This window comes from Mycobacterium sp. 1165178.9 (assembly GCF_001673555.1).
Lineage (GTDB): Bacteria > Actinomycetota > Actinomycetes > Mycobacteriales > Mycobacteriaceae > Mycobacterium.
Genome location: NZ_LZMB01000095.1, coordinates 1 through 19,162 on the forward strand (window position 1 = coordinate 1; position 19,162 = coordinate 19,162).

Sequence of the window (19,162 nt, forward strand, 5' to 3'; positions counted from 1 at the left end):
AGCCTCGAAGCCGTCTTTTGACGTTCCGGTCCCTACGTGGATGACGACCGCGCCGCGGTCGGTGAGCCGATGCACTGTCTCCAAATACGTATTGAGGTCAGTGATGTCCTGGAAAATATTACGGAGGTATGCGGTCAGGTCGCCCGACTCGATCAGTGCGAGGCTCCGGTGGTCGATGTTGATCATGTTCGGTGATATCGCAGCGAGTTCGTGACGATTGGCCGCGGCATACGCCTGCATGACGACCGACCACGTCTGCGCGTGGGCGGTCGCTTCGCCGGCAAGGTATCTCGTATCGAGTTCTTCGAAGGCGGCGTTGAAGTCTTCGGGGTCGAACGAGATGAGCGCCTCGATCAACTCTTCGGTGTCGACCTCGACGAGGCAGAGCACTTCGGTGTGGAACGACTCGGGCGCGCGGTCACTGTTTGACCATCGCCAGCGAGCAAGGGCGAGCCGCTCCCCGCGGGTAGCGATAAGCCCCAAATTCTCGACGGCAAAATCTGTTACCGCTCGCATGTTTTCGATTACGAGATCGCGCCCGCGCCAAACGCCGCCGTTTACGACGCGACGGCGGTCGTCGTAAACAATGTTATCGGCAAAGATGTCCGCGATAGCCGCCCAGTCGTCGGCGGCGAAGTACCTATACATGCGCTCGTTGACCCGGGCCGCAGTGTTTTCGAGCCGACTCGTTTGTAAATGCAGCTCGTCGAAGCGCGCGAGCGCATTGTCAAGCTCTTCCTCGTCGAAGATCTCGACGCGGGTTGCTAAGTCACCTTCGAATGTGAAAAGGGCGATGTTCTGCCACTCGGCGTCTACGCCTTGGCGCGAGGTCCCGCGCAGCGCTTGGGTGATGACGGCCCCGAGATCGCTCAGTCGATGCACCGCCACGATATGGTGGCGGACATCAGGGGTGTCGTCAAAGGTGGCGCGGACGAACGGGACGATGTCGCCTGGCGCGAAGGCGATCCCGCGCCGGTGGTCGATGTTGACAAAACCAGGTGCTATTGGCGGTATCTCGTGCCGGTTGAGCGTGGCGTGGGTGTCTGCAATGAGCGACCACGTGTGCGCATAAGGGGCCGCCTCGCCGGCGAGATAGCGGGCGTCGAGCTCCGCGAAGGCGGCGTCGACGTCGTCCACGTCGAACTGGACGTGCGCCGCGATCCGGCCGTCGGTGTCGATCTCAACGACAACGAGCCCTTCGGAGACGAACTGTCCGTTTTGCGGGTCGCGGTTCGGAGATTGCCTACGGTTGAGGACGAGGCGCTCCCCACGGATCGCGATGACGGTCAACTTTGTGATCTCCGGCGCCGCAGCGTCGACAAGTGCTCGCATATTTGCGAGCACGACATCGCGGCCGTCCCAGAAACCGACATTCGCCACGTTGCGTTGAGTGTCGTCGATGAAACTGTCTTCGGTGAGAATCTCGGCCATCGCCGCCCAGTTACGGGAGTTCCAGTATGCAAAAAAGCGGTGCTCTGCTCGGCTTGCCGCGTTCTCCAATTGCTGCACCCGCGGGTGCAATTCGTCAAAGCGGGCGAGGGCGGCGTCCAGGTCCGCCTCGTCGAACACCTCGCACCGGACGAGGCGGTCACCTTCGATAGTGAAAATATTGATCGTCCGCCACTCGGCGTCAAAGCCCTCTGGCGACGTCCCTTTCATCGCGTGGGTGAGGACGACTCCGAGTTCGCTTAGGCGATGCACAGCCTCGATCCACGTCCGGACGCCAGGAGTGACGTCCCATAGTGCGCGAATGTGTTCGCCTAGATCAGCGGTCTCGACGTGCTGTACTGGACGATGGTCGATTAATACCGAATCTGGTGTTCTTGAGGGGATTTCGTGCTGATTGAATGCGGCGTACATCCGCGCGATGACCGACCACGTATCCGCGTGAGCGGCCGCTTCGCCGGCCAGGTAACGGCTATCGAGTTCCTCGAAGGCGGCGTCGAAGTCCTCGGGGTCGAACAGGATGGTTGCTGCGATCTTACTATCGGCACCGATCTCCATGATGGTGAGCATCGCAACACCGAACTCGCCGTGTTCGAGGTCGCGGTTCGTGGAACAGAAACGAGTCAGTACGAGGCGCTCTCCGCGGGTTGCAATGACGTCCAACGTAATCGTCGCGTCAAGCTCAGCGAGGGCTTGCATGTCTGCTATTTGGTTATCCCGACCACGCTGGACCCCAGCGTTTATAACGTGACGCCGATCGTCTGCGATGAAATCGTCGATGAGTAACTCCACCATGGCGTCCCAGTCGCGATCCCGGTAGTAGCGCCAGAAGCATTGGTTGACTTGGATGGCGGTGTTCTCAAGGCGCCGTGCCTGTGCGCACAGTTCATCAAAGCGGGCGAGAGCCGCCTCGAGGTCACCCTCTTCGAACAACTCACCGCGGTTGACCAGGTCACCCCCCACCGTCACAAGTTCGACAATTCGCCACTCGGCGGCGAAGCCTTCTTTCGACGTGCCATGCGAGACCTGCGTGAAGACTGCGCCGAGATTGCTCAACCGGTGCACAGCTTCGATATAGATATTCAAGTCCGGCGTGAAATCCCACATGCCGCGGATGCTCACGGTGGGGTCACCCGCCTCGACCGTCACGAGCGGTCGATGATCGAGTAATTCTGGTGGCATCTTGGGAAGCTCGCGCTTGTTGAATGCAGCGTGGACCCCGCTGATGACGGACCATGCGTGCGAGTGCGGAGCCGCTTCGCCGGCAAGGTATCGCGCGTCGAGTTCGGTGAACGCCGCCGCGAAGTCGTCGGGGTCGAACACTACGGCGGCCGCGATCCGTTCGTCAGCGTCATACTCAACGACCTGGAGCATATCGAGTTGAACGGCATCGTGGTTGTGGCCCGAATTGTGAACGCGCGTGAGGATGAGGCGCTCACCGCGGGTCGCGATGATGTCCACCGCGATGCGCGTCACTAGCCCGACATCGACGCCCGCCCGCAGGTCTTCGACTGCGATTTTCCGACCGCGCCGAACCCCGCTATTCACGACTCGACGGCGGTCGTCGTTGTAGTAATCCTCGGCGAAATCCTCCGCCATGGCGTCCCAGTCGCGGGCCTCGAAGTGCGCCAGGAAGCGCTCTTTCGCAGCGCTTTTCAGCTGCCGCGCCTCCGGGTGGAGCTTCTCAAAGTGCACGAGCGCGGCGTCCAGAGCTGTCTCGTCGAAGACCTCAAGACGGTTGATCCGGTCGCCCTGGAACGTCAGAACGTCGATCTCTCGCCATTCGGCATCGAAGCCGTCTTGCGACGTGGCATTGACCGCTCGGGTGACGACCGCTCCGAGATCGCTCAGCCGATGGACGGCCTCGATGTAAATGCTGCCCGGCAAAGCGTTCTGAGCGTCGCGGACGTATGCGGCCAGATGGCCCGCCTCGATCAATGCGAGCTGCCGGTGGTCGATATTGATCCAGTCCGGTGTGATCGGCGGCAGCTTTTGTCGATTGAGGGTGGTGTAGGCCTTCGTGACCAACGGCCACGTGCGCGCGTGGGCGGCGGCTTCGCCGGCGAGGTATCGCGCATCGAGTTCCGCGAGGGCGGCGTGGAAATCTTCGATGTCGAATACCACAACGGATGACAGGGTCCGCTCGGTGGCGTCGAGTTCGACGAGGTTGAACAGTTCGGTTTCGAGCGCCTGAGAGCGGATGCGGTTGAGGGTGAGCCGTTCGCCGCGTGTTGCGATCACCGTCGACGTAATGTCGTCCGCAGTCCCCACATCGGCGGCCACACGAATGTCCGCGATGAAGGTATCCCGACCCCGTCGGATCCCCCCGTTCACCACCCGACGACGATCGTCAGAGCAGATGTCGACGGCCAGGATTTCTGTCATGGCGGTCCAGTCGCGGATCGCAAAGCACGTCCAAAAGCGCTCGTATACACGACTTGCCGCGTTTTCCAGTCGTGGGTCCCGGGGATGTAACTCATCGAAGCGGGCGAGGGCGGTGGCGAGATCTGCCTCGTCGAATACTTCGCAGCGGTTGACCATGTCGCCGTCGACAGTTAAGAGGTCGACACCCCGCCACTCGGCGGCGAAGCCCTCATGCGAAACACCGTGTCCCACGTGCGTGCAAATGGCTCCGAGGTTGCTCAGTCGATGAACGACCTCGACATAGGTCCGGATGTCGTGGCCTAGGTCGAACCCGGCATGGAAGTAGGCGGGCAGCTCGCCGGGTCCGAACGCTAACCCCCGACGATGATCCATGCTCACGCAGTCCGACGTTATCGGCGGAAGCTCGCGCCGGTTGAGCGCGGCGTGGCCACCTGCAATGACGGACCACGCGTTCGCGTACGGTGCCGCTTCGCCGGCGAGATAGCGGGCGTCGAGCTCGGCGAGGGCTCCGCCGAGGTCGTCGGGATCGAAGATAAAAAGCATCGCGATCCGGTTGTCGGCGTCGCTCTCCACGACGTTGAGTACGTCCGTGTGGAATGCCCCGGGCTGTTCATCGGGGCCCGAGTAACGCGCACGCGCGAGGACAAGGCGGTTGCCGCGGATCGCAACAACGGTCGACGTCACGTTCGTCATCCCGAAGTCGATGATTGCCCGACCGTTAGCCACCACCGCGTCTCGACCGTGCCCCACAGCATGCCCTATGACTCGACGGCGATCCTGCGTCGTAATGTCATCGGCGAATGTCTCTGCAAGGGCAGCCCAGTCGCGAGCCATGAAGCACGCGTTGGAGCGTTCGTGCACTTTGCTTGCCGCATTTTCGAGTCGCGGTGTCGGTCGGCTGAGCTCCTCAAACCTCGTTAATGCGCTGTCCAGGTCCACTTCGTCGAATAGCTCACAGCGGCTGACCATTTCGCCTTCGACTATCGTAACGGCGATCTCCCGCCACTCGGCGTCGAAGCCCTCTTGCGAAACGCCGTGCCCGCGGTAGGCGCAAACCGCTCCGAGATCATTAAGTCGGTGCACAACCTCTACGTAGGTGCGGATGGTCTGGTCGAGGTCCCACCCGGCACGGATGTATGCGGCCATCTCGCCGGGCGCGAAGGCCTTCGCGCGGCGATGATCAATAGTCACACAGTCGGGCGTCATCGCGGGGAGCTCGCGTTGTGCCTGCGCGGCGTAACCCTGAGCGATGAGAGACCACGTGCGCGCATGGGCGGCCGCCTCGCCCGCGAGGTAGCGCGCATCGAGTTCGGCTACGGCGGCGTCGAAGTCGTCGAGATCGAACACCACGACTGCCGCGATCTGATTGTCAGAGTTAATTTCAACGACGCCGAGCGCATCGTTATGGAACTCCTCGGACGCGGTGTTCCCGGATGAGCACCCGAGGACCAGACGCTCTCCGCGGACTGCGACCATGACGGACGTCATGTGCGTGAACCCGGCCTCGGCCATCGCCCGCAGGTTCGCGATCTCGCCGTCCCGACCGTGCCGGGTACCTGCGTTGACGACCCGCCGACGATCCTCGAGTGCGAAGTCGACGGCCAGTACCTTTCCCAACGTATCCCAGTCGCGAGATGCGAAATGTGCCGAGTAGCGCTCGGCCACCTGGCTTGCCGCGTTTTCCAGTGGATGCGTCTGAGGGTGCAGTTCCTCAAACCTCAGGAGCGCGGCGTCGAGGTCTTCCTCGTCGAAAATCTCTACGCGGCTGATTTTTTCGCCTTCGAATGTGAACACGCCGATGTTTTGCCACTCGGCGTCGAGGCCTTGTTGCGAGTTCCCGTGCAGCGCTTGGGTAATGACAGCTCCGCGGCCGCTCAGGCGGTGAACAGCCTGGATGTGGCACTTGATATTCGGTGTGTCATCAAATAAATCGTGGACGAATGCGGTCATGTCGCCGGGCGCGAACGCGGCTCCGTGCCGGTGATCGATATTAACCAAGTCCGGAGTCAGCTGGGGGAGTTCGTGCCTGTTCATTGCGGCAAAAGCCCCCGTGAGAGCGGCCCATGTCTGCACGTAAGGTGCCGCTTCGCCGGCGAGGTAGCGGGCGTCGAGTTCGGCTATGGCGGCAGCGAAGTCGTCGAGATCGAACACGACCCGTGCCACGACCCGGTCGTCGCCGCCAATCTCGAAGACGGTGAGGATATCGGTGTGGAAAGCCTCGCCTGAGTATCGGGCACGGCGAAGGACGAGGCGCTCGCCGCGCGTCGCGATGACGGTCGACGCTATGCCCCTAATGCCTACTTCGGCGTTCGCGCGTGCGTCTTGGATTGCGGCATCCCGACCCCGCCTGATCCCCGCGTTCACTACTCGACGGCGGTCGTCACTGAAAACGTCCTCGGCCAGCATCTCGGTCACCGCCGTCCAGTCGCGGGCCGCGAAGCGCGCCTGGAGGCGCTCGGTTATTTGGCTTGCCGCATTGTCGAGCTGCGGTGCTAGTGAGCTCGACGCCTCGAATTGGCTTTGCCTTGCGTCGAGCTCGGCTACAGCGGCGTCCATGTCGCCGCTGTCGAACCACACCATGAGCGAGATTCGGCCCTCGTTGTCGATGCCCAACAACGCGAGCATCTCGTCGACCGGTGCGCCAGGGCTCTGGTCTTCGGTAGTGACCTTCAACCGAATGAGAGCCAAGCGATCGCCTCGGACGGCGATGACCGATGCTTGGCCCCGCGCCGCGCCGCTACGTCTCGAGACACTTAGCCAGTCGCCCGGCGAAAGATCGCGCTGGGTGAAGCCCGTTATCTTGCGGCGACTCTCGACGAAGATGTCGGGCGCGTACAACTCCTCTAACTCGTCCCATGCCTCGCGCTTGGTGGCCACCTCAACCTGACGCATTACTCGCACACAGGCGTTGACGCTGGGCCCTTCGGGTCGCGCCTCGGGAGTCTGGAGAGCGTACGCGGCATCGAGTTCCGCAACGGCGGCGTCCATATCATCGCTATCGAAAAACACCTGCAGTGAGATTCGACCGTCCGCATCGAGGCCGATGATCTCGAGCATCTCGTCTTGGGGCGCAGCGAGAGTCAGGTCCGCGGTGCCTATCTCCAATCGAGAGATAGCTAGGCGCTCGCCGCGCACGGCGAGGACCGTGTGGCGATGACGCATGGGGCCGACCTTGCGCCCCCTTCGGCCTGCACTTACATATTGCTTCTGCGACAAGTCAATTCGTGGATAGCCGACTATCTTCCGGCGGTTCTCGTGGGAGATGACGGGTGCGAAAAGCTCCTCGGCCTCGTCCCAGGCCTCGCGGTCGAGGATGGCGTCGAGTCGGCCGATTACTCGCACGCACGCGTTATCTGGCTCGACACTCCCCGCCTCGAATTGGCTTTGCCTGGCGTCGAGCTCGGCGACGGCGGCGTCCATGTCGTCGCTATCGAAAAACACCTGCAGCGCGATTCGACCCTCGTTGTCGATGCCCAATATTGCGAGCATCTCGTCGATTGGCGCCCCAGGCCTCTCGTCGTCTGTGCTGACCTCCACTCGAATGAGAGCCAATCGATCGCCTCGGACGGCGATAACCACATCTCGACTTCGTGCCACGCCGCGACGTCTCGCCACTTGTGGCCAGTTGGCCGAGGGAAGGTCGCGCTGGGTGAAGCCCGTCAACTTGCGGTGGCTCTCGACGAGCACGTTTGGTGCGTACAGGTCCTCATACTCGTCCCAGGCCTCGCGGTTAGCGGCCGTTTCAACCTGGCGGATTACCCGCACGCACGCATTGACCAATTCGGCGCTCGACGGCGGTTCGGGTGGGCCCTTAGCAATCTGAAGCGCGTCCGCCGCGTCGAGTTCGGCGATCGCGGCGTCCATATCGTCGAGGTCGAACCACACTTGCCACGTGATTCGGCCCTCGTTGTCGATGCCGTATAGCTGGAGTAATTCGTCCTGCGGCGCTCCGGCGGTCACATCGACCGTGCCCAGCGTGATTCGAGCGAGAGCGAGGCGCTCGCCTCGCACGGCAATAACGACATGGTCCACCCGCATGATCCCCGTCTCGAGATCGCGCCTCGTCTGATGCATCACCTCGTTCGACCGGAACTCGGTCCGCTTGAAGCCGACAATTTTCCGCCGACTCTCTATAGAGCCGTCGGGTGCGAACAGCCGCTCGAATTCGTCCCAGTCCTCACGATGGATAGCGGCCATGACGCGTTCGCTCGTTTGGACGGCCGGTGTGTGAATCTCAACAGCCGGCGGTTCGGGTGGTGCCACGGCAGTCGGGACCGGCTTGCCCAGAACGAGGCGTGCCCGCTCGGCAAGTGCCGCAGCGCCTTTCCGTTCGTAAAGGTCCGCCGCTCGCCCGGCGGCGGCTCGAGCCCCGGCGACGTTGCCTGCGGCGCCCAAGACCGTGGCCAGTGTTAAGCAGGCGTCGCCGTGATCAACTAACGCGTCAGTGTGCTCGGCCAGACTGACGGCAGCCTCAGCGACCCGCCGAGCCTCGTCGTGGTCATTGCCACGCGAAAGCAGCCGCGCCCTGAGCGTGCGCCAGGCGATCGATGCCTTCAGGGCGTGTCCGGCGAGACGCTCACTCTCCGTACACAATTGGTCGGCCTCGTCAACTCGGTCGAGTGCGAGGCACGCGCGGCCGAGCAGCGCGGCGGTCTCGGCTGTATCGGCATCGAGGCCCATGCGACGAAAACCGTTGTAGGCCTGGCGTAAATACGGCTCGGCCGCAACCGGATCGCCGACGACGAGCTCGACGATGCCGGCGAACTGCTGGACCTCCAGAAGGGCATGGCGCAGGCCGAGTTCGGTAACCGTGCGCCGGGCCGAATCGATCATCCGTCGGGCTGCCGCGGCGCGTCCACGAAAGGCCTCCAACATCGCCTGGCATCGTGTCGACGTCGCCTCGACCGCGGGGGAGTCGGTCGTGATCCGAAGCAGCCGCACCACATCGAGGCACCGCCCGCCAGCGCGCGGAACGGGATTGGGCCCCCACAGCGCCGCAAGCGGCGCATTCGCTAGAACTGCATTCACCCGCCGGTGCTCACGCGCGCGTCGCGCCGCGGTCAGAGCGTCGTCCAGCGCGATTTCGCAGTCGCCGATTCTCCCCAGCCGGGCGAGGCACGTCGCACGGACGGTGTGCGCCATGGCTTCTCCGGCCGCGTCGTCCAGTTCGGCCAGCTTGCCGGCGGCTGCGCCCACCGCGGATTCGATCTCGTCCAGTCGCTCGGGGTGCACCAACATCGAAAGTTGGCCATCGAAGCACGTTGCCCAGGCGGCCAACCGAGCCGAATCGCGCGTCGCTTCCTGCAGTTGCGCAACCGCGCCGGCCGCCGACGCGACGTCACCCGCCGCTAGCAGTGCCTCGCACCGAGCGATCAGTACCGTGGCTACTTGGTCGTCACGGTCGGGGAGTTCGTCATCGATCTCCTCCAGCGCGTGGTGGGCGCGGTCGTAGAGGTCGGCGGCCCCCTCGTAGGCGAGGCGGGCCATCGCCTGGTCCGCAGCACGCCGGCAGTACTCGACGGCCTTGGCCGCGTTTCCCGCCCAAGCACATTCGAAATAATGATGCGCCAGTTCAGCGAGCAGCTCGTCGTCCGCGCCGGGCTCGTTCTCCAGTGTCGTGGCGATGCGCTGGTGCAGCCGTAGCCGGCGTACAGACGGCAGCTCGGCAAGCAGCGACTGCCGGACGATGGCGTGGTTGAACCGATAGTGACCGCTGGACTCCTCGATCACGATGCCGGCCTTACAAGCCTCGTCGAACGCGTCGACGAGGTCAGCCTCGACCACGCGCTCGACCAGTTCCAAGCCGAACCGGCTGCCGACGACGGCGGCCGCCGCGAGGGCCTTGTTCGTCTCTGCCGGCAGCCGGGTAAGTCGGCGGCTCACGGCCTCCCGAACCCCTTGCGGCAGGGTGCCCGGATCCCAATGGCCGCCGCTCTCGTCGACGTGGCGCAGTGCCTCGATGAGGAAGAACGGGTTGCCTCCTGTGACCGATGCCAGCGCTCGCGCCAGCTCTTCGTCGTCGTAGCCCGCCTCGGCGACATATGTGGTGACGTCATCCTCGTCCAGCCCGCCGAGCGCAATGCGGCTAGCCGTGCCGTCGCGGTGCAGGTCGGCGAGTGTCGCCGCCAGGGGATGGGAGCGGTCGAGGTCGGTGCTGCGATATGTGCCGAGGACCTGAACGCGGCCGCGCTCGCCGAAACGCAGGAGATGCCGTAATAGCAGCAGCGTCGGTTTGGCTGCCCAGTGCAGGTCATCAAGGACCAGCACGACGGGGGCGCTCCCGGAGGCGAGTCCCAACAGCGCGACGACAGCGTCGAACAGTGCGTAGCGTTCGGTGTCCGGATCGGCGCGGGCAGGCGCTGCCAGATCGGGCACAAGATCGGTGAGTCCGGGAACCAGTGGGAGCAGTGCCTCCGCGCCGCGCAGTCCGCGGAGCCGACTGCTGCCGAGGCACGGTACGAGCGCCCGGAGCGCCTCGGCGAATGGTTGGTAGGGCGCGCCGAGATCTTCGTCGCAGCGGCCATAAATCACCAGGGCGCCTTGGTCGTAGGCCTGTCGCGACCATTCCCCGGCCAGACGCGTCTTGCCGACACCTGGTTCGCCGGCGATCAGCACCGCGTTCGTGGCACCGACGAGCGATGTCTGCCACGCGGCAAAAAGGCGTGCGAATTCGTGCTCGCGGCCGACGAATGGCCCCGGGCCGGCCAGCACCGCGGGCAGGCTGGGGCGCTCGAGGGGCGTATCGGGTGGCACTGCCTGACGATGATCGTCGGCGGTCTGCAGCCGAAGCTCGAAAACGTGTTCCGGGCGGGCCAGGTTGCGGAGCTCGCGCATCCCGAGATCGGTGAGCACGACGTCATCGCGCAGCGAGTCGATGACGAGCTCGGCGGTCGCGCCCGAGCAAAGGATTTGCCCGCCCACGGCGAGTGACCGCAGCCGGGCGACGCGGTTGACCGCCCTACCGAAGTAGTCGCCATCGCGCAGCTCCACCTCGCCGGTGTGCAAGGCCATGCGGATGCGCAGAGGCTCCCGCAGCGACCACGGCTCTCTGCCGATCGCTTCCTGCAGCTCGATCGCCGCGGCGGCCGCCGCCGACGGCCGCTCGAAGACCGAGAACGTGGCATCGCCTTCGCCACGAGTTTTGATCAGCCGTCCCCCCTGAGACGTGACGACCTGTTCGATGAGCTCGTCGTGGCGTGCAAGTGCCACCGCCATGGCGTCGGCGTCTGCCTCCCACGCGGCGGTTGACCCCTCGATGTCGGTGAGCAGAAAGGTCACGGCGCGGGTCACCGACGGAGCCTGTTGTGCCACAGCGATATCCAGCGACGCGTCCTGCGCGACGATCGCAGCCTCGAGCTTGCGAAGGTTTGGCCCGGGATCGACGCCCAGCTCGGCGGCAAGCAGCGATCGTGCCCGTTGGAAAGCGGCCAGAGCTTCGCCTTGTCGTCCGGCGCGGTAGAGGGCGAGCATCAGCTGGCCCCATCGCCTTTCCCGCAGAGGAGCGTCAGCCACCGCGGCTTCGAGATCGCCGATCACTTCCGCGGCGCGACCCGTGGCCAGCAGGGCCTCTGCCCTGTCCTCAATGAGCGTGGCGTGGCCCTCGATCCACCGCGTCTTTTCCGACGTTCCGCGCCTGCCATCGGGTAGTTCGGGGATTCCGCGCCACAGGGCAAGAGCTTCCTCGAAACGGGTCACCGCTTGGCTGTTGTCGCCGGCGGCGGCAGCCTCGCGCCCCGATCGGGCTGCCGATGTGTAGAGCGAGGCATCAACCTCGCTCTCGGCGAGCGTCCAGCCTGCTCCCTCGGTCAAGACAAAACCGTCGCCCAGGGTGCGACGAAGCGCGGAGATGTGGGTCTGTAAGGCCTTGACGGCGGTGCGTGGCGGATCCTCGCCCCAGAGCAACTCCACCAGGGTGTGCGCGGACACGACCGAACCGCCGTGCAACCCGAGCATCGTGAGGATGGCGCGAGGCTTGGCGCCCGGGATGCTGACGGGCGCCCCGCCTTGCCGGACGTGGAGAGGTCCTAAAACCCCCAGCTCCACCCATGGAAGCGTACTCACATTGGCAATCGTCGGTGGTGCGATTCAATGCCTGGTCAAGATCGAGTAAAGGCGCCGCCCACCGTCAGCCAGCTAACTTGGGGCAAAGGCGGCTCGCGAATTTTCAGTACGGCACCCAGGTGCCGGTGAAATAGGTACCCCATTGGTGAAAGCCGGCATTCCACATGGGTTCGTTCGGTGACCACCATGGCCGTGGCGGAGGGGGTGGCGGCACGTCCTGCGCGGCGAACGGCGGTGCATATGCAGGTGGGGCTGCGTACCACGCTGGCGGGCCCGCCATCGGTTTGCATTCCCACGTCGCGACGTTGAACGACATGTTGGGATCGCAATCCGCCGAGCTGATGGCCGGCGTCGCGATGACCGCGGCCGCCATCGGCACGAAGGCAACGGCAATGACAGCTGTCAGACGACCAAAAAACCACCTCATGGTGGGCCTCCCCTTGGCGCCATCCCCACGCTGGCTGGTCACAGCTTATTCCGTCGATACCGCCACGGCCAGGTTCCGCAGCGAAACAGCAGCGAGCCGGTCTGGCGTGGCATTTACGTTCGGCCGGAGGTTATGCTCCAAACGCGATATCAAGTACTTAACATTCGGAGGGCTGGTTGCTCGACGCAGAGAAGATTCTGATCACCGGCGCGACCGGCAAGATCGCGTTCCCCATAGCGCGTGCCCTGGCGGCGGCGGGAAACGAGGTATGGGGCGCCGCTCGCCTCGAGGATCCCGCGGCCCGGCAAAAACTCGTGGACGCCGGGATCCAACCCGTGGCGCTGGACGTCGGGGTCGGCGACTTCTCCGCTTTAGCGGACGATTTCACCTACGTGTTCCACGCGGCCGTGGACCCCGGTGCGGACGACTGGAACCGGTGCGTGGAAACAAACGCACAGGCATCGGGCGACTTGCTGTACCACTGCCGCGCCGCGCAGGGTTTCGTCTTCTGCTCTACCGGCTCGATCTACGCCTACCAGGGCCACCGACCGCTGACCGAGACCGATCCGCCGGGGGCGCCCCTGCGGGCGAACTACAGCTTCTCCAAGGTTGCGGCCGAGGCGGTGTGCAGCTGGATCGCCAAGCGTCACCAGGTTCCGCTGACGATCATCCGGATTTGTTCGACATATGGCCCCCAGGGCGGTGCACCCGCCGATCGTCTCGATGCGATCTTGGCGGGCAAGCCCATTCGGCTGCATCCGGACAAGCCGAACAACTACAACCCCATCTATGAAGACGACTACGTGGAACTCGGCATCCGTGCGATGGAGGTCGCCGCGGTGCCGCCCGTCGTGGTGAACTGGGCCGGTAGCGAGACGGTCAGCGCCGAGGAGTATTGCGCGTTCATGGGTGAGTTGGTCGGTGTCGAGCCGATCTTCGAGTACACAGACCAGGCGCATACCCCGCTGTGGCCCGACGTTACCCACATGCACGACGTCCTCGGGCGCACGAAGGTGCCGTGGCGAGAGGGGTTCCGGCGCATGGTCGCGGCTCGCCATCCCGAAATTCAACTGCCCCAGCACGATTCGACGAGAGCTTGAGGACCAAGGCTATGCATCTTCCCGGCGCGCCGTCGGATGAGGTCACCGAGATTGTTGCCACCGGCAGTGGCGAGATCACCACCCTGTTCGTCTCCATGGCGACCCGGCACCCCGACGGCAAGGACGCGGAGTACCTACGCTGGCACACCCTGGACCACCGCCCCGAGCAGCACCGGTTGGCCGCGGTGCGCGCCTCATTGCGCCTGGTGTCCACGCCGGCCTGTCGTTCCGCCCGCGCGATCAGCGACGGGCCCTTGGACGCCGTCGACCACGTGATGACCTACTTCTTCACCGGCACGGCCGGGCTACAGGATTTCAACGAGCTGTCAACGGCATTGGGCAACGCTGGCCGTAAACTCCCGCTGCTGCCACCAGTGGAGCGCGGCGTGTATGCGGTGCAACGCAAAGCGGCCGCGCCGCGCGTCAAGCTCGGGTCGGACGTCCTGCCCTGGCTGCCCGTCCGGGGGGTGCTCGTGTTGGTCGAGCGAGGATCGGCATCGCCGAATCCACTACTCGAAGTCGACGGAGTCGCTGGCGTCTGGTCCGCACTATCGCTTCGGGTCGACGCCAGCTTGGCCAGTGCGCGAGAGAATCAGACGATCACATACTGCTTTCTCGATGACGATCCGATCGCCACCGCGCTAAGGCTGCGCCCGCCGCTCAAGGCCCGGTGGGCCGAGTCGGACATTGAACCTTTGTTCGCCGCACCCTTTTTCGCGATCGTTCCGTACGAGTGGGATCGCTATGTGCCATAGGGAAGAGGTCGCGTGCGCATCGGTTTGATGGTCGGTTCTGACAAGGAGCGTTCGCGTGCCGATCGGCTAGCCGGGCTGGTCGATGATGGTGTCGTAGCCGAAACCGACGGTTTCACCGCGTTTTGGATGCCCCAGGTCCCCGGCTACCTCGACGCGATGACCGCCGTAGCCCTGATCGGACAGGCCACCGATCGTATCGAGATCGGAACGGCCGTCGTGCCGATTCAGACTCGCCATCCGATGATCCTGGCGCAACAAGCGTTGACCACCCAGGTCGTATGCGGCGGGCGGTTCACACTCGGCATTGGGCCCTCGCACCATTGGATCGTCAACTCTCAACTTGGATTGCCCTACGATCGCCCGGCACGCCTGATGGATAACTACCTCGACGTGCTCGGCGCTGCCTTCGCCGGACCCGGGAGCGTCGACGTCGACAACGAAACCTACTGCGTCCATTCGCCGGTCGATGTCACGGACTGGTTGGAAATGCCAGTCTTATTGTCGGCGCTCGGCCCGACAATGCTGCAGCTCGCCGGGGAGCGGTCCGGCGGGACCATTCTCTGGATGGCGGACGAGCGGGCAATCGCAGACCACGTCGTTCCGCGTATTACCGCGGCGGCTGACCGGGCCGGTCGGCCCTCGCCACGGATCGTCGCCGGGGTTCCCGTCGCTCTATGCTCGAACAACGAGACCGACGATGCTCGCGGCTACGCCAGCGAGGTGCTCGGGCACGCCGACTTCTCGCCGAACTATGTGCGGCTGCTACAGCACGGTGACGCCCAAGACGTCGGCGACACGATGGCGACCGGTGACGAGGCGGCCGTCCTCGATCGGCTGAACCGGTATCGCGACGCGGGCGTCACCGACCTCGCGGTGCGAATCGTGCCGCTGGGCAAGGACATCGGCGAGCGGACCAAATCGCGGCGTCGCACTCAGGAGTTCCTGTCGTCCCTGTGTCCAAGTGTGTGAGCGCCCGCTTAAGATCAGCGCGCCGGCAGTCCGAGGACGCGCTGGGCGATGATGTTGCGCTGAATCTCCGAGGTGCCGCCCGCGATCGTGCCCGCGTAGCTGCTGATATAGCGCGCAAACCAGCTGGCGGTGAAAAGATCGGGGGCGTAAGGGTTGTACGGGGCCGTGAGCACTTTGTCGCGTAAACCCTCGCCCCCCGTCGCGTCCAGTGCGTGCCGCAGCGCGCTCTGCTCGGCCTCCGAACCGAAGACCTTCAACACGGACAATGCGGCCACGTCTACCTCGCCCCGGGCCGCTCGCCCCAGCGCGGCCGAACCGAGCAGCCGCAGCGCGTAATAGTCCATCACAATGGTCGCGTAGTGGTCCGCGTTCACCGCGTCCGCCGGCCGGTAGTCCTCGAGCAGCTGCTCGAGCCGGTTCGCGAAGGCCATCCACATCAGGGTGCGCTCGTGGCCGAGGGAGCCGTTAGCCACCTGCCACCCACTGTTGAGCGGGCCGACCAGGTTGTCCGTGGGGACCCGGACATCGTTGAAGAAGACCTCGTTGAAGTCCAACTCGTCACGGTCATACACCGAGGGGAAGGGGCGACGCACCAGCCCGGGGCTATCGGTCGGGATGAGCAGCGCGCTGATTCCCTTGTGCCTGGGGGCCTTTGGGTCCGTGCGAACGAAGGTCAGCATGACGTCGGCGTCATGAGCGCCAGACGTCCACACCTTCTGTCCGTTGACCACGAACTCATCGCCGATCAACTCCGCCTTGGTCCGCAACCCAGCGAGGTCGGAGCCGGCTGCGGGTTCGCTCATTCCCAGCGACGCGGTCTTCTCGGCTCGCAGGATCGGGACGGCCCATCGCTGCTTCTGCTCCTCGGTGCCGAAGGACAACAGCGACGCCGCAATGATGCCGACCCCCTGCGGATTGAAGCAGTGATAGATCCGGCGGCGCGACAACTCCTCGCGATGTACGAACTGCTGCAGTATGTTTGCGTTGCGGCCGCCGAACTCCGGCGGGTTGCCCGGCAACAGCCACCCATGGTCGAACTGGAGCCGTTGCCAGCGGCGCGACCATTCGGGCACGTGCGAGGTCGACGAGGGCCGCTCCGCGGCCTGGGCCTGGGTCGGGAGATGGTCGGTCAGGAAGCTCACGAACTCCGCGCGAAACGCTTCCACGTCGGCGTCAAAGGTGAGTTGCACGGAACTACTTTCCCGGTCGCCTCAGCGCGTGAATCCCCACTCCGCCTCGTTCTCTTCGGTTTTGAGGTGTTCGGCCGGATCCTCGGTGTCGGCGAGCGGAGGCTGAGAAGCGCGGTTGGTGCGCTGACCGATTTCGGTGATGGCGTGCACGGGGCAGTCGAGCAGCGCCCGCATGACCGCGTCGCGATCCGGCCCGGCCACCGTGCCGTCCCCGATGAGGGATGCGTATCCCCAGTCGTCTAGCGAGAAGTATCCCGGCGCGTGCCTGGCGCAGATGCCAAAGCCGTCGCAAATGGTGCGGTCCAGGCGAATTTTCATGCTTGCCTCACAGGTTCCGCCTCGTAGGGACGGTCCGCGCGGAACGCGTCGCGTGCACAGTCCGGGCACCTGCCGTCGAGATGCATGCTGACTTCGTCCGGGAATTGATCGAGCAGGCTGGCGGCGACGTTGGTAGCGGCATCCAGCGTCGCACACGCGCCGCGTCCACGCAGCAGCACCGACCAACGGCGCAACCGTTGGACATCTTCTGTCGTCGCAGCGCCGTCGCGCAGCGCCCCGGCGGCCGCGGCCATCGCCGCCGTCCCGTTGAAGCACGATCCGCACTGCCCGGCGTTTTCGCGGTCGAAGTACGCGAGCACCGATGCCGCCACCGCAACGGGACAGTCGTCGGTGATGATCGAGATCGCGCCGCAGCCCAGACCGCTGCCGACACGACGCATCGTCTCGTGGTCTAGCGTCGTCTCCAGCACGGAGCGATTGAGCAGGCCGGCGAAGTAGCCGCCCATCAACGCCCCGTGTACGGCGTCGGACGAAACACCATGCAAAGCAAGCAATTCAGTGAACGCCAGGCCGTGGGGGAGTTCGTAGAGGACCGGCGGCTTACCGCCCCCGGTAATGGTGGCCAGGAAGGTCCCCGGCGACAGTGTCGTGCCTTGAGACCGATAGTCACCCGAGCCGTGGCTTTGCAAGTAGGGCAGGTTCGCCAGAGTCTCGACATTGCTCACCAACGTGGGCCGGTCATCGACTCCCGCCTCGAAGGGCCGCGGCGGTTTGTCTGTCGGCTTGGCCGGGCCGCCGTTGATGGCACGAACCGCCGCGGTCTCTTCGCCGGCCACGTATCCCGGCTGCACGGTGAGCATGTCGATAGTGACGCCGAGCGCGCCGGGATCCAGCTCGCCGAGCGCGGCTTCGACGCTGTGCGCCGATTCCTGGTCGGAGACGTAGATGCAGGCGCGGTCAGCGGCCACGATCGTCGCGGCGAGCCGCAGTCCGTCCAGGACCAGGTGAGGCCGGTTGCGTAGCAACCAGCGGTCCTTGACCGAAGCCGGTTCTCCCTCTTCGCCATTCGCGACGACGACAGGGGCGCCCACCAAGGATCCGTTGTCGCGCACCGCCCGCAGCTTCACCGCCAGCGGAAACGCCGCACCCCCACGCCCGACCAGACCGCTGGATTCGACCTCGCTCAGGAATTCATCGGCATCGGCGAGGGGCTGGTAGCCGCCGAGCTTTCGATAGGACGCCAAGTCTTCCCGACCGGTCTGCTCGCTCAGCAGCCGCGGTGAGCACCCCGGTGCGCTGGCGGTGGTGACCTTGGTGGATTCAGTGGTGCTCACGGCTGGCCTGCCATCGTCTTAGTTAGGCTTGCGCACATGCGAACGGCGGTGGTGCGTGTCAACGTCGACCCGGACAGCGTGCTCACGTCTGCGCAACTACGTGACGGCATGGCGGCTCTCCTCGAGGTTGCGGCCGAGGCCGACGTCGGGGTAGTCGAAAACGACCTCGCATCCCTGCCGGCGAGTCGTCGCGAGGTGGCGCTGCTCATTGCGGCCGAGGATGGCGAGACGGCCAAACGCATCGCGATCGAGTTGTGCACCAAGGTATTCGGCACCGGGCCGGTGCCGGGTGTGATCACCTTTGTGAGCCGGGGGACTGACGACGACGCGCACGGGGTGCTCTCCGCTTTCGGGCTGACCGGTGACATCGAGCGCACCCCCGGCGATGACGGATTCGACATCGTGCACGTCACGCTGCGAGAGTCCGACCTCGAACGGATTCCGGAAAGCCGTGTGCACACGGCGCTGGAGGCGTCGCTCAATTGTGAGGTCCACATCTACACCCGGTAATGCACCGTTTCGCGCCATTACGAGCCCAGGAATTCGAGAATCGCGGGTGCCGCCTGCACCCAGGTGTCGAACATGTTGAAATGCTGCACCCGGCCGGCCGCGCGGTCTTCGGAGGCGCGCTCCCAGGCGTCCTCGGGCCAGGGCGGATCGATGAGCTTCGATCCCTTGATCAGGCAGCTGACTTCCAGCGACGTCCGCTTCGGGTGATCCATGTCGTTCTCGCCCCCGCGAATGATCAATGTGGGGACCTTGACCCGGTCGAACATCTCGTCCTCGACTCCCGGAATCGTCTGTCCCGGCTTGGAGACGAAGGCATTGAGCCAGCGCAGCATCAACTTGAGGAACTCATCTTTGTCGAAGTCGAGGAAACGCTGCTTGTTGTTCGGGTTCTCCTCGATGCGCTCACGCCATTCGGCCACCTTCACCACGCCGTCCATACCGGTGCCGCGCACCGCGAGGATGCTGGGAATGATGTAGAAGGAGCCGAGCACGAAGGTGCCGTAAATGCCGCCGACAATGTTCCACACCACGAGCTTGGTGACCATCTCGGGGTAGAGCATCGTGGTCAGCATGGAATCCCTTGCCCCGCCGGACCCTCCGGCCAGAATGCAGCGCTCGAAGCCCAGGCCGGTCACCAGCTTGTGCAGAGTCTCGGCGCGCATGTGCGACTCGCTCTGTCCGTAGAACTGCACATCGGAGGCGCCGC

At 64.6% G+C, this 19,162-nt stretch carries 10 protein-coding genes; 4 read left to right on the top strand and 6 right to left on the bottom strand.

The features are described 5' to 3' along the window. A partial coding sequence (locus tag A5652_RS27415; RefSeq protein ID WP_067347169.1) for a BTAD domain-containing putative transcriptional regulator occupies nt 1-11,784 on the bottom strand: 11,784 nt, incomplete at its 3' end. Between the two features lie 211 nt (nt 11,785-11,995). Continuing rightward, nucleotides 11,996-12,319 (bottom strand): hypothetical protein, encoded by a 324-nt coding sequence (locus A5652_RS04820; protein ID WP_067347171.1) that lies wholly within the window; start codon nt 12,317-12,319, stop codon nt 11,996-11,998. Nucleotides 12,320-12,495: 176 nt separating this feature from the next. Between A5652_RS04820 and A5652_RS04825 the strand changes: the two genes are divergently transcribed. Genes A5652_RS04825 through A5652_RS04835 form a run of 3 tightly spaced genes read left to right on the top strand, consistent with a single transcriptional unit; the run spans nt 12,496 to nt 15,143 of the window. Then, nucleotides 12,496-13,419 (top strand): NAD(P)-dependent oxidoreductase, encoded by a 924-nt coding sequence (locus A5652_RS04825; protein ID WP_067347173.1) that lies wholly within the window; start codon nt 12,496-12,498, stop codon nt 13,417-13,419. A gap of 11 nt (nt 13,420-13,430) precedes the next feature. Continuing rightward, nucleotides 13,431-14,174, top strand: coding sequence for a hypothetical protein (locus A5652_RS04830; protein ID WP_067347174.1), 744 nt, complete (start codon nt 13,431-13,433; stop codon nt 14,172-14,174). Nucleotides 14,175-14,186: 12 nt separating this feature from the next. Then, nucleotides 14,187-15,143 (top strand): LLM class F420-dependent oxidoreductase, encoded by a 957-nt coding sequence (locus A5652_RS04835; protein ID WP_067347176.1) that lies wholly within the window; start codon nt 14,187-14,189, stop codon nt 15,141-15,143. 14 nt (nt 15,144-15,157) lie between these two features. On the opposite strand, the gene A5652_RS04840 is transcribed toward A5652_RS04835, so the two are convergent. From A5652_RS04840 to A5652_RS04850, 3 genes are read right to left on the bottom strand one after another with little or no spacing between them, the layout of a single operon-like run. Continuing rightward, a complete protein-coding gene (locus A5652_RS04840) occupies nt 15,158-16,333 on the bottom strand; it encodes an acyl-CoA dehydrogenase family protein (RefSeq protein WP_067347178.1) in 1,176 nt (391 codons plus the stop codon). Nucleotides 16,334-16,354: 21 nt separating this feature from the next. Next, nucleotides 16,355-16,651, bottom strand: a complete 297-nt coding sequence (locus A5652_RS04845) for a ferredoxin (RefSeq protein WP_067347180.1) — start codon at nt 16,649-16,651, stop codon at nt 16,355-16,357. Then, entirely contained in the window at nt 16,648-17,946 is a 1,299-nt protein-coding gene (locus tag A5652_RS04850; protein WP_067347183.1) for an NADH-ubiquinone oxidoreductase-F iron-sulfur binding region domain-containing protein, read from the bottom strand. Before A5652_RS04850 ends, A5652_RS04845 begins: the two co-directional genes overlap by 4 nt. A gap of 36 nt (nt 17,947-17,982) precedes the next feature. Here A5652_RS04850 and A5652_RS04855 point away from each other — a divergent pair, with 36 nt between their 5' ends. Then, complete coding sequence (locus A5652_RS04855; protein ID WP_067347185.1) at nt 17,983-18,456, top strand: hypothetical protein; 474 nt, start codon at nt 17,983-17,985, stop codon at nt 18,454-18,456. A 17-nt stretch (nt 18,457-18,473) separates the two neighbouring features. Here A5652_RS04855 and A5652_RS04860 read toward each other — a convergent pair. After that, nucleotides 18,474-19,162 (bottom strand): alpha/beta fold hydrolase (locus tag A5652_RS04860; protein WP_067347187.1); only part of this gene is annotated, 689 nt, incomplete at its 5' end.